Raw genomic sequence first — 12,871 nt, 5'->3', positions numbered from 1 at the left:
TTTGCGACCGCCTTTTTGACTTTCTTTTTTACCGTTTTTTCTTTTGAAAAATAGCTTTTTGAGGAAGGTCTTCGGGAAAAGAGGGAAACGAAAAAACAAATTTTTTAACCCTTTTAATCATTTAAGAAATGAAAACAGCAGTGAAAGATGCCAAAGCAGCACAAGGTGCAGCAGCAAACAACCAACCCGCTAACCGTACCGCCAACCGCCCGAACCTTACAGGAAAGGAAGCCAAAAAGGATGAGACCGCTGAAGATCAAAAGCCTGCCCAAATTGCGCAGGATGAAAAAGCCAACCCCGCAGAGGCAAAGACCGATCCAACCGTTACAGTGGATAACCAACCCGCTAACCTTGCGCCCTACACCACAGGACAGGGAATAGACGAAGTGCCGGTAGCTGAACCCGTAAAAGCCGAAGAACCTAAGGCAGAACCTGTTAAAGTGGAGGAAGTGAAGGCCGAACCTAAAAAGTTTGCACTCAATTTAGAGCAAACTTTGAGGTCGGTAGAGGGCTTACATCGCTTGTCCATTCAGCGCATTACCTTATTGTCACGCATCAAATTACTGGAAGATTTTGAGGTGAAACTCATTGAAGAGAACGACGAACTGGAAAATAACCCTTATCAGGGTTGCAAACTGATTATCAAAGATGATAAAGGCCGGGAGTTTGTCACCAACACGCCCAACCTCATTCGCATGGTTTCACAATTCATCTTCGATTCCTGCCACGAGAAACTGGCCGAGATCGAAGCCAATATCGTTTTCCCGAATGCTTAATCAATTCATGCTCCCGCCAGTTGGCGGGAGCATTTTTAAAGTTTCACCCAATCACCCATTCCGATGTACGAGCAATTTAAAGAACTGACCGACCAGATCTTTTGGGAAGGTTATGCCGAAAGTTTGGCAAAAGAAAACCCCGCAAGGTTTCAAATGGAGTTGAACGAATTTTTGAACGCTTATCAGTAAGACAATGGAAGACACGATTTTTTTACTGGTCAAGGTAAAAATTAAAACCAGTTACCTGAGCATACACGAAGCTATTGCCGAACTGCGAACTGAAACAGATTACAGCATAGGCAGCACCAAGTATGTACAGGTTATCGAAACGGAAATAATGGATTTAAAAACTAAAAAGTAAATATCATGGCACATCTGATAAATTTTAATGAAAAAACAGACAAAAGCAGCTTTATGAGTGTCAAAGAAAAAGCATGGCACGGGTTAGGACAGATCATTGACCGTTATCCCACCAGCAGCGAAGCGATACAGCACGCGGGATTAGACTATATCGTAGAAAAACGCCCTTTGTTCACCTATGATACCGCTCACCATTTAGGCGAGGGTAGCGACGATATAATTATCCCTGAAATTGAAGTGCCTAATTTCTTTGCCACCGTTCGAGCAGATACAGAACAGGTTTTGGGCGTAGTGGGCAGGGATTATGAGGTCGTACAAAACCGTGAAGCGTTTTCGTTCTTTGATGCTATCGTAGGCGGTGGCGAGGGTATTTTATACGAAACCGCAGGGGCATTAGGCAACGGTGAGCGGGTTTTTATTACCGCTAAATTACCCGATTATATTCGGGTCGGTGTCAAAGATTGGATAGAGCAATATTTGTTTTTGACCACTACCCATGATGGCTTGGGTAGCATTACCGCAGCGTTTACGCCCATTCGAATAGTATGCAACAATACACTTAATGCTGCCATGAATCATCATTCAGGGGCTATTAAGATACGTCATACCGCATCGGCTACCGAACGATTAAAACAGGCGCATACGCTCATGGGGATCAGCAGGTCATTGGGCGGTGAGATGGAAGGTTTATTTAACCAGTGGGCTAAAGTTCGTATTACCGATGCCGAGGTTAAAAAACTGATTCAGATTGCCATGGCACCTAACAAAGAGGTTTTAGAAAATTTAGCCGAAGGTAAATTAGACCTGCTATCTACCCATTACACCAATATCGTAGATAACGCGTATGAATATGCTTTGGGAGATCAGACCCAGCAGATGGACACCACAGCGGGAACATTGTTTGGCGCCTATAATGCGGTTACAGGTTATTTTCAAAACGTACGCAGTTTCAAAAGTGACGAAGCGAAGTTTAAAAGCATCATGGACGGTACCGCCAAATTACGAGGGCAAACGGCATTTAATCTTTGCCGTGATTTTGCCTTGCAAGGAGGCGAAGCCCTGATTTACAATTGAACTTTACAAGGGGGAGAAATCCCCCTTGTTTTTAAAAATTGCCGGACGGCGGGCTATCGCCCGCCCATTATGACGCCCCCTGTTTTCCTATCGTTGATGATTGATGGTGAAAACAGGGGGCGCTTGATTATTAAAGACATTGTGTTAAATTAGCAGACTACCGTTAAGCGTAAGCTTAACAATTGTGATAAGGTTTAGGTTGAAAGTCCCTTGCAGCGAGTGTTAAGGGACTTTTATTTGATATTTAACCTGAATTGCCAATATCACACCTGTCTTATTCAACAAGTTTATTAAATAGATGTGCGCTTAGCGTTTGGAGTAGATTTAGAACGGGTTCTAATAAAAAGCGCTGATATTCTTGAATGTCTTTGTTGCCGTGAAACATATTGTTCCTGACGGCATAAATAGTCTTTAAAATTGCCATTATTTTTTCTTCCGGCGATTCGGATTTCAGGCCCGCAAGCAAAGCTTTGTCCCGTTCTGCCTTAGAATTGCCTTCTTTGTCAAGTACGATGTTAAAATAGCCTTCTTCTATTACCCAGATTATGGATTGAATGTCTTTCTCATTCCCACTTTCCAAAAAAAGGTTATAAATATTTTCTTCACCTAAATATTGTGCAACCAGGTCTGTTGCTTTATGGTTATCGTCATCTTTAGCTCTCAATTTTACATTTAGTTTTGCAAGTGAGGCGGGAACCTCATTATATAACATGTTAAAACCCGTAAACGTTGTTGCATATTTATCATACAAGCCGTTAATGTTATCGACATCATAACCGGCGGCTTTTTGCCGATGGTTGTTGTATTTAAGAATGAGTTCTTCAGTCATTATTAATTTGTCTGATTTTTGACCTTTTCTAATTGTTGAAGATTACACAGCGCTATCTTTTGGGTCTTACCGTTGGAAAAGTTAGTGAACAAAAATGTTGAGCCATCAAAGCCATCTTGATAGGTGCCGTTAAACCCTTCACCCGTTTCGATCATCAGGTAGATCAAATCACCGAATTGAAGGTTCAATTTATTAAAATATACTTGGTCGATATACATGATTGAATTATTCTTTGTTCCCTAAAAATAGTAAATAGCCTGATCTAATTATGAAAACCAATCGATAAAAACCTCAGCATAGTTATTGAATAAATTGTTGTTACGATTTTACTAATTGTGAAATATGAACTTTATAACCTAAGTTTGCATCTAATGAAGTTTATAACGATCATATTCAGTTTCTACATGACCTTGTTGGCCGTAATGCCATGCAGGGACACGGATGATTTTGGTGATCTGTCTACTTCCAATACTTCTTTGGCGCAAAGTCATTCGGATAAAGAAAAAACCAGTAAAGAAACGTGTACGCCATTCTGTACGTGTGCTTGCTGCTCTACGGTTCGTACCGTGACTTCCCGTCAGCCTGTGATCCAGATTTTTATCCAGCAAATAACAAAGACCTACGCAGTAACGCAGGTTCCGGCTATTCTTGAACAAAGCATATCTGTCTGGCAGCCGCCGCAGATCGGTTAATACGACCTTTTTTAGTTGATCCTTTTCGGGATAGCGGTCTTGCTACACCCAAAGGAATTATCGTATTAATCCCAAATCCCATGTTTGATAAGATCATTGCATTCTCGATCAGCAATAAGCTGGTCGTAGGAGCATTTATAATTATACTGGTAGCAGCGGGTGTCTTTTCGCTGAGCAAACTACCCATCGATGCCCAACCTGACATCACCAATAATCAGGTGCAGATCATTACCCAGGCACCGACCTTAGGTGCGCAGGAGGTGGAACAATATATAACCGCGCCCATTGAACTCGCTATTGCCAACGTTCCCAAGGTCATTGAGAAACGTTCGATCTCCCGTTCCGGCCTGTCCGTGATCACAGTCGTATTCGAAGATAGCGCCGACATCTATTGGGCGCGGCAACAGATCAGTGAAGGACTGAAGGAAGCTGAAAGCCAAATCCCCAAAGATACGGGAGAACCTACGCTGGCACCTATTACTACTGGCCTCGGCGAGATCTATCAATATGTGTTGCACACCAAGCCTGGCTATGAAAAGAAATACAGTGCCACCGACCTGCGTACCATGCAGGACTGGATCGTTCGCAGGCAACTGGCGGGAACGCCGGGTATCGCCGAGATCAGCGGCTGGGGCGGTTACGTTAAGCAATACGAGATAGCCATAGATAACGAGCGGCTGAACAGCCTCAATATCACGGTGACCGACATTTATACAGCTCTTGAAAAGAACAACCAGAACACTGGTGGCTCTTATATCGAGCAGCGCAGTAACGCCTACTTCATCAGGGGCCTCGGCCAGGTCAAAACGCTTGATGACATCGAGCATATTGTCGTTAAGAACCGTGAGGATGCTCCCGTAGTGATCGGCGATGTCGCCAAAGTACAATATGGGAGTGCTAACCGCTATGGTGCCGTGACCCGTAACGGCCAGGGCGAAGTCGTGGCCGGTGTTGCCCTCATGCTTAAAGGGGAAAATTTCAATGAAGTGATCAAACGGGTAAAAGACCGTATGGCACAAGTCCAAAAATCTTTACCTGAAGGTGTTGTGATCGAACCCTTTATTGACCGTACCGAATTGGTGGGCAGGGCTATCGGCACAGTAGAACGCAATCTTATTGAGGGAGGTCTGATCGTGGTGTTTATCCTGGTATTGTTGCTGGGGAACCTTCGCGCGGGATTGGTCGTCGCCTCAGTCATTCCATTGGCAATGCTCTTTGCCGTTACGATGATGTACATCTTCGGCGTTTCCGGTAACTTAATGAGCCTGGGGGCTATTGACTTTGGGCTGATCGTGGATGGTGCTGTGATCATTGTCGAGGCTATTGTGCACCGCATTACGGAGACGAACCGGTTTAAAGGCAAAGAAGTACTGAACCAGCAGGAAATGGATGGCCAAGTGTATGAGGCGGCCTCAAAGATCCGCGACAGTGCAGCCTTCGGTGAGATCATCATTCTCATCGTTTACCTTCCGCTTTTCGCATTGGTTGGCATCGAAGGAAAGATGTTCCGGCCTATGGCGGAAACGGTGGCCTTTGCTATTCTTGGTGCTTTTATCCTGTCACTGACCTATGTGCCGATGGCAAGCGCCTTGTTCCTGAGTAAAAAAACACATCATAAACGTAATATATCTGACCGTCTGATCGACGCAGTTCATAAGCTCTACACCCCGGCACTGAATGTCGTACTTAAAGCCAAAAAGATGACCGTTTTTCTATCTGTTTGCCTTTTGGCTCTCGCTATATGGGGATTCGCTAAAATGGGCGGTGAATTTATACCTACCTTGGAGGAGGGCGATCTGACGGTCGAGATCGCCATGATGCAGGGAACCTCTTTATCCCAGGTGGTCGAAACCTTCGGGAAAGCAGAAAAGCTGCTCAAAAATAAGTTCCCCGAGATCAAGCAAGCAGTGACCCGTATCGGCAGCGCAGAAGTGCCTACCGACCCCATGCCGTTCGAGCGGGGCGATATGATGTTATCCATGAAACCTAAAGGTAAATGGACATCTGCAAGTGACCGCGCGGAGATGATGGAAAAGATCGAAGAGACGTTAAAGGTCATACCGGGGATCAACGTCGAGGTCACGCAACCTATGCAGATGCGCTTTAACGAACTGATGACCGGCATCCGGCAGGATGTAGCCATAAAGATATTCGGCGATGATCTGGAAGTGCTATCCGCGCAAGCGGATAAGGCGGCCAAACTGATCAGCAGTGTAAATGGTGTTAGCGAGCCCATTGTAGAACGGGTAAGCGGCTTGCCGCAGGTTACGGTTACTTATGACCGTCACCAGATCGCACAGTACGGTTTGAACATTGAAGAGGTGAATACCGCGCTGAGTACGGCTTTTGCCGGGCGGGTCGCGGGTGTAGTCTTTGAAGGCGAAAAGCGTTTTGAGATCGTATTAAGGCTTGGACGAGAACTGCGTTCCGATATTGTTAACATAGAGAATCTTTACATCCCGTTGCCAAGCGGCAATAAAGTTCCGCTCAGCCAGGTAGCCGCGATCAAAATTGAAAACGCACCTTCACAGATCAGTCGCGAGGATGGCAAACGCCGCATATATGTAGGCTTTAACGTGCGTGGCCGTGATGTGGAAAGCGCAGTGAAGGAAATACAGCAACTGCTCAACCAAAAATTGAAAATGCCCGCAGGCTACTATACCACCTATGGCGGCCAGTTCCAAAATCTACAGGAAGCTAAAGGCCGTTTGAGTATTGCCGTACCTGTCGCACTTTTACTGATCCTGGTGCTGTTGTTCTTTACCTTCCGCTCCATCAGAGAAACATTACTGATTTTTTCCGCTGTTCCGCTGTCGGCGGTCGGCGGCGTTGCTGCTTTATATTTAAGGGGTATGCCTTTCAGTATATCGGCAGGTGTTGGTTTTATTGCACTGTTCGGTGTGGCCGTACTGAACGGCATTGTGCTGATCGGTTACTTTAACCAGCTACAGGCCGAAGGGATCATGGATATTATTGAGCGTGTCAAAAAGGGAACTCAGGTGAGGTTACGCCCTGTACTCATGACAGCGGCAGTAGCCTCATTAGGATTTTTACCAATGGCCATTTCCAGCACAGCGGGAGCCGAAGTACAGCGACCATTGGCGACGGTGGTTATCGGTGGCCTTATTTCTGCAACCTTACTGACCTTACTGGTATTGCCGGTTTTATACATCCTTTTCACCAAAGATCATCCAGCAAAGGTGCAGACCGTACCAAAATTGCCGGTCATCATACTATTGCTGGCAGGCGGTTTACTGATCAGCAGCGAAACACGGGCGCAGGACGGTAAAACACTCAGCCTTGAAGAAAGCATCCAGATCGCGATCAAAAACAATCCGCAACTCCGGCGTTCTGCATTAGAGGTAAGCCAAAACAAAGCTTTGCAGGGCACCGCATTTGACCCCGCCAAAACAGAGTTGTTGCTTACCCAAGACCCCACATCAGGCGGAAACATTGATAACAGCTTAGGCATCACCCAAAGCTTTGCTTTCCCAACGGTTTATGGTGCGCAGCGTAAAGTGCTGAACGCCCAAACTGTTCTGAGTGAAAAGGCCAGGATCATCAGCCAGGCCGAATTGGTGAAGCAGGTTAAATTAGCCTGGTATCAATTGATCTATGCGCAGCATAAACTTAGTCAACTGGCCAGCCAAGACAGTTTATATAAGCGCTTTTCGGAGCGTGCCGCGCTACGTTATAAAACAGGTGAAACGTCGTACTTAGAGCAATTGTCAGCGGTAAATGCTTACAAAGAGATACAGGTCACCAAAAAACAGGCAGAGGCCGACGTGCTGATCGGCAGGCAGGAATTGCAGCAGTTGATGGCCGTTGATCAATTGCCATCCATAAAACCTGTGCCTTTGACCAAGCTTGTTTTTGCCTTAACGGACAGCAACAAAATAAGTGGCAGCCCGCAACTGGCCTACTACCAGCAGCGCAGCAACTTAGCTGATGCGCAATTGAAAGTGGAAAGAAGCCGTTACCTGCCCGACCTGACCCTGGGCTACCGACAGCAAATGTTGGTCGGTGCATTTAACCCGGCGAATATTAACCGTAGCTACTTCCCGGGAACGCGTGTGGGTGGGTTCGAGGTCGGCATAGCGGTACCGCTGTTCTTCGGTGCACAGAAAAGTAAGATCAAAGCTGCGCAAGTCGGGCAACAGATCGCACAGGCTGACCAGCAAAATGCAGCCTTGCAGCTGAACAAGCAGTTTAACCAAACCTTACAGCAACTGGCCAAATATGACGAGGCCGTGCGCTATTATGATGAGGCTGGCTTAAAGCAAGCCGCCGAACAGATCAGGATCGCGCAGTTCGCCTATAGCAAAGGTGAGATCGGCTACATAGAATTCATTCAAAACATGACCCAGGCGATGAACATTCGGCTTGCCTATCTTGCCGCCTTACGCGACTACAATCAAACCGTTATAGAACTGACATACCTTACCACAGGAGGAAAATAAACATGAAACGCAGTTATTTCAACATATATCATAGGGGCTTTGCCATGATGATCATCGCATTCCTTATACTGGCATCTTGTTCGCAACAGCCACCAGCAGAAGAAAAAGAACAAAAGGAAACGGCGACACTTAAAACAGAGAACCAAGGCATCAGCCTTTCACAAAGCCAGCTTAACGCGGTGGGTATTCAGTTAGGTACCGTAGAAGAAAAAAATTTAAGATCTGTGGTCAAGGCCAGCGGCCAATTGGAAGTGCCCCCTCAAAATAAAGCAGAAGTAACTTTATTAATGGGTGGCGTGGTGAACCAAGTTTTTGTACTGGAAGGCCAGCATGTCAACAAGGGTCAGAAACTGGCGACCATAGAGAACAATCAACTGATCCAGTTGCAACAGGATTACATGGCTGCTCAAAGTAGCTTATCGTACGCTACGAAAGAGTTTGAACGCCAAAAAGAATTGAATGAAGCCAATGCAGGTGTCGGCAAAATTTACCAGCAATCCCAAAGCGCCCTTCGTTCAGAGCAGGCTAAAGTTGCTGCACTGAGCCGACAGCTCAGGCAGGTTGGGGTAAGTCCCGAAAGCGCCGCCCATGGACGGTTCATTACGCAGATCCCGGTCTATGCGCCGATCAGCGGCACTATCGGTAAGATCGTGATCCAAACCGGTTCTTATGCAGAACCTGCAAGGCCGCTCATGAATATCATAGATAACTCTAAAGTTCATTGCGATCTGGTCGTATATGAGAAAGACCTGTTCAAAGTAAAGGCCGGGCAGCAAGTGTACTTTACACTTACCAACCAAAACAACCGGGAGATCACCGGCAAGATCTATGGTGTGAACCAGTCTTTTGAGAATGAGAGCAAAGCTATCATCGCGCATGCGGTGATCGAACAAGCCGCTAAGAATAACCTCATACAAGGTATGTATGTATCTGCCCTGATCGACGTAGGCAAACAAACAGCCAGATCCGTTCCGACCGAGGCCGTCATCAAAACGGGGGGCAAAGAATATATCTTCTATCTTGTACGTATCACCGAGCCGATAAGCGAAGAGCAAAAACCTGAGAAAAATGACGAGGATCAGGAAAAACGCTATGTTTTTGAAAAAGCAGAGGTTGTCACCGGTGTTACAGATCTTGGATATACCGAGATACGATTAGTGAAAGAACTACCTGCCGCGGCAAAGATTGTCACTAAAGGCGCATTTTATATTCTGTCTTCTGAAAACGCCACAAGCGACGAGGACTAACACAAACATTATCATTCAATTTATATAGATTATGAACGAAGAACAAGAACATAAAGAACGGCTTGAAGCTCAGCTGTCAAATAAAGCCGGTTCTGAGGAGGCCAGTGCAGCATATCAACATGCCGGGCATGACCACGGTGACGAAGACGAAACACTAAACCTCACACAAGCACCTGAAAAAGAGGAAAGCTGGCTGGATCATTGGCCTTTACTAAGTGCCTTACTGATCCTGGTCATCATGCTCACGCTGGAATACGGTTTCAAGTTTCAACCGCCATTCCCGGTCAACGTGATTATCTTTCTGATCGCCTTTGGTTTGTCCGGTTATAATGTATTGGCCATGGCCTGGCGCAAGGCTAAACACTTTGATTTTTTCAATGAATTCTTCCTGATGAGCGTTGCGACCATCGGTGCTTTTAGCATCAGTTCTTTCAGTGAGGGTGTGGCTGTAATGGTGTTCTATTCCATTGGGGAATGGTTTCAGGATTCCGCAGTTAACCGCGCCAAGAAAAGCATCAAAGCCTTACTGGACATCAGGCCCGATAAAGTGAACGTTATGCGTGATGGTAAACCGATCGAGGTCGATCCCAAGACCGTAATAGTGGACGAGATCATACAAGTGAAAGCAGGTGAAAAAGTTGCACTGGACGGAGAGTTGTTTTCCGATGCAGCGACTTTTAATACCGCAGCTTTGACAGGCGAAAGCAAGCCTGACACCAAAAGAAAAGGTGAAAAGGTACTTGCCGGAATGATCAATCTTGATAAAGTGATCGAGATAAAAGTAAAAGCGCTGTTCAAAGACAGTAAGCTTAGCCAGATACTGGAAATGGTACAGGATGCGACCGCCCGTAAATCACAGACGCAGCTTTTCATCAGCCGGTTTGCCAAAGTTTATACACCTATCGTTTTTGCATTGGCCTTACTGGTTTGCTTTGCACCATACTTGTTCGTGGATACCTATAATTTTCATCAATGGTTTTACCGGTCGCTGGTGTTCCTGGTGATCAGTTGCCCTTGCGCCCTGGTGGTATCTATCCCTTTGGGATACTTCGGTGGTATAGGATTAGCATCACGAAATGGCATCCTATTCAAAGGCTCAAACTTTTTGGACGTAATGACAAAGATCGATACCGTCATCATGGACAAGACCGGCACCTTGACAAAAGGTGTATTTAAAGTTCAGGAAGTAGAAACGGATAATTTTGATGAAGGTGAATTGGTACGCACCGCCGCAGCCATTGAAAAGAACTCTACGCATCCCATTGCTAAAGCGGTTGTAGAATATGCAGGTGATAAGCTGGGCGATCTGAAAGCGGATGATGTCGAGGAAATTTCAGGACATGGTTTAAAAGGTACCGTAGCCGGTAAGACGGTGCTTGCCGGAAATGCCAAACTGCTTAAAAAGTTCAGCATCGCTTATCCCGAGGACGTAGATAAATTGGTGGATACTGTAGTTGTGTTAGCTATAGACAGTAAATATGCAGGCTATATCACCATTGCTGATGAGATCAAAGAAGATGCGAAAGAAGCCATTGAAAAAATGCACGGTCTTAAACTCAAAACGGTTATGCTTTCAGGAGACAAACAAGCCGTGGTTGAAAAGGTGGCGAAGGCTTTAGGGATCGACCAGGCCTTCGGTGATCTGCTTCCCGATGGTAAGGTGGAGAAAGTACAAGGCTTTAAGGATGCCGGGAACAGGATCGCTTTTGTAGGCGACGGCGTAAACGATGCTCCTGTGGTCGCGCTTGCTGATGCAGGTATAGCTATGGGTGGCTTGGGCAGTGATGCTACCATCGAAACGGCAGATATTGTCATTCAGAACGATCAGCCCTCACGTATCACGACCGCGATCAGCGTGGGCAAGATCACCAGCCGAGTGGTATGGCAGAACATTACTGTCGCGATGGTTGTGAAAGTGATCGTACTGGTCTTGGGTGCCGGTGGTGTCGCCAACTTATGGGAAGCTGTTATAGCGGACGTAGGGGTTGCTTTGCTCGCCATTTTGAATGCGGTAAGGATTCAGCGGATGAAGCTTTAATAAAAATTGATAGTTTCTTTCGATGTAGAATACCACCTTATTCAAGACTTTAATTAACTTTTTTGCAAGTTTTAGAAATAGTCGTAAATTCGTTAAGTCAATAGGGCGTGTTACCTTTGTAACTACCTTAAACAACGACAACTAAAGCAAATCATTGAAAATCAATGATTTAAGGAAATAGGTTCGAGCCCAGGTGGGCGCACGAAGTCAGCTTATGATTGCTGTTAAAACCCTCTAAATAGCTTATTTAGAGGGTTTTTTCCATTAGTGATATCCTCTCTAACACCAAAGAAAGTCCAACTTCTGAACACCTAACTGACTACTTGAGAAAGTTTTTCACCTTAGGTGTTCAAAAGTAACGTAACACACTGATGGGTAATTTACTACATGAATCAATCCTTACCAAATGAAAACAACATAACAAACAATTTGTCAATTGAATTCATTAGCAAGCTTGATAGAGGCAAATTTGCCATAACCCGCATTGCCAAACATCAAATAAATATTGCTAGTTGTTCTCTTACTTGTTCTTATAATAGGTATATATACTTCATATTTCCTGCACTGAAAACAATACCTTAAGTATTTTCCCTAACCATTCTAATGCTGTATTGACCGTTTGGGCGCCTCCTCATGTAATGATAACTTTCCGGCCTTTTTGAATAAAGAGTTGAGCTGTGGAAAATCCAATTCTTTTATTTCCACCAGTGATGATTGCAAAATTCCTCCTAAATCTTTACACTTTGTTCCATTTAAATTTGTGCCGCTAAATAAAAATATGTGTTGGCGCAAAAAACCCCAAACTAGCTACATCAAAAAGCTATAGATCATAAGCCTTCGCAACTTTACTTAAATTTAATCAATATTGGCATTTATATTGTAAGCAATTACTTCATGAGTATAATTCCAATGAATAAACTTTTTTCTATAGTAACATGTATGGTGGGACTGTTAGCATGTAATGAACCCGCTAAAACAAATGCAAACACCGGTATACAAGAAAATAAAGCAGTGCGTGATCACAATAATGACCACGGATGTGTGGTATCGGAAGGACTGACCTGGAGCGAACTGCAACAGGATTGCATCAAGGTTTATAACGAAGGATTCCGGCTTAATCCAGTAGCTTCAAAAAAAAATTCAGCGGTGATCAGTGCATTTGTGCTATGGAGTAAAGATAAAAATAAGGTAGAACTTTTTTTGCCTGATGCAGCCGATCATAAGACGATTATTCTGAATAAATCTAACGAGAATACTTATCAGGATGACCAATATAAATTTGATTCGTATAAGTCTGTACTTTACGTCAATGGTATTGAAAAATACAAAGGCAATGTAGAATAATTATTGATGATGTTTTTATTTGCAGCATATTAATTAATAGCCTTAACAAAA

At 44.8% G+C, this 12,871-nt stretch carries 11 protein-coding genes; 9 read left to right on the top strand and 2 right to left on the bottom strand.

The window, feature by feature from the left end; all coding sequences use genetic code 11:
* Window positions 1–128 precede the first annotated feature (128 nt).
* The 4 genes from QZ407_RS07205 to QZ407_RS07190 all read left to right on the top strand — a co-directional run bounded on the left by QZ407_RS07205 (window position 129) and on the right by QZ407_RS07190 (window position 2,210).
* Window positions 129–776 carry a hypothetical protein gene (locus QZ407_RS07205; protein WP_295769201.1) on the top strand — a complete coding sequence of 216 codons (648 nt, stop codon included), beginning with the start codon at window positions 129–131 and terminating at the stop codon, window positions 774–776.
* Window positions 777–839: 63 nt separating this feature from the next.
* The gene (locus QZ407_RS07200) at window positions 840–965 is read left to right on the top strand and encodes a hypothetical protein (RefSeq protein ID WP_295769199.1); all 126 of its coding nucleotides are present in this window, start codon (window positions 840–842) and stop codon (window positions 963–965) included.
* Window positions 966–969: 4 nt separating this feature from the next.
* Window positions 970–1,137 (top strand): hypothetical protein, encoded by a 168-nt coding sequence (locus QZ407_RS07195; protein WP_295769197.1) that lies wholly within the window; start codon window positions 970–972, stop codon window positions 1,135–1,137.
* A 5-nt stretch (window positions 1,138–1,142) separates the two neighbouring features.
* On the top strand, window positions 1,143–2,210 hold the full coding sequence (locus tag QZ407_RS07190; protein WP_295769195.1) for a DUF932 domain-containing protein: 1,068 nt from the start codon (window positions 1,143–1,145) through the stop codon (window positions 2,208–2,210).
* 274 nt (window positions 2,211–2,484) lie between these two features.
* Here QZ407_RS07190 and QZ407_RS07185 read toward each other — a convergent pair whose 3' ends face one another.
* Window positions 2,485–3,039 (bottom strand): hypothetical protein, encoded by a 555-nt coding sequence (locus tag QZ407_RS07185; protein WP_295769193.1) that lies wholly within the window; start codon window positions 3,037–3,039, stop codon window positions 2,485–2,487.
* 2 nt (window positions 3,040–3,041) lie between these two features.
* Window positions 3,042–3,257 carry a hypothetical protein gene (locus QZ407_RS07180; RefSeq protein ID WP_295769191.1) on the bottom strand — a complete coding sequence of 72 codons (216 nt, stop codon included), beginning with the start codon at window positions 3,255–3,257 and terminating at the stop codon, window positions 3,042–3,044.
* A 153-nt stretch (window positions 3,258–3,410) separates the two neighbouring features.
* Between QZ407_RS07180 and QZ407_RS17550 the strand changes: the two genes are divergently transcribed.
* From QZ407_RS17550 to QZ407_RS07160, 5 genes are all read left to right on the top strand, one after another.
* Window positions 3,411–3,731, top strand: a complete 321-nt coding sequence (locus tag QZ407_RS17550) for a DUF6660 family protein (protein ID WP_365334785.1) — start codon at window positions 3,411–3,413, stop codon at window positions 3,729–3,731.
* A gap of 80 nt (window positions 3,732–3,811) precedes the next feature.
* Window positions 3,812–8,191: a CusA/CzcA family heavy metal efflux RND transporter gene (locus tag QZ407_RS07175; protein ID WP_295769189.1), complete on the top strand. Its 4,380-nt coding sequence runs from the start codon at window positions 3,812–3,814 to the stop codon at window positions 8,189–8,191.
* Between the two features lie 2 nt (window positions 8,192–8,193).
* Window positions 8,194–9,438, top strand: a complete 1,245-nt coding sequence (locus QZ407_RS07170) for an efflux RND transporter periplasmic adaptor subunit (protein ID WP_295769187.1) — start codon at window positions 8,194–8,196, stop codon at window positions 9,436–9,438.
* Window positions 9,439–9,469: 31 nt separating this feature from the next.
* On the top strand, window positions 9,470–11,476 hold the full coding sequence (locus QZ407_RS07165) for a heavy metal translocating P-type ATPase (RefSeq protein WP_295769185.1): 2,007 nt from the start codon (window positions 9,470–9,472) through the stop codon (window positions 11,474–11,476).
* A gap of 909 nt (window positions 11,477–12,385) precedes the next feature.
* Window positions 12,386–12,820, top strand: coding sequence for a hypothetical protein (locus tag QZ407_RS07160; RefSeq protein WP_295769182.1), 435 nt, complete (start codon window positions 12,386–12,388; stop codon window positions 12,818–12,820).
* Window positions 12,821–12,871: the final 51 nt, after the last annotated feature.

The organism is uncultured Mucilaginibacter sp. (assembly GCF_913773635.1).
In the GTDB taxonomy this organism is placed as follows: Bacteria; Bacteroidota; Bacteroidia; order Sphingobacteriales; family Sphingobacteriaceae; genus Mucilaginibacter.
Note: the sequence above shows the minus strand (reverse complement) of the source record. Positions and strands in the feature narration are given on the sequence as shown.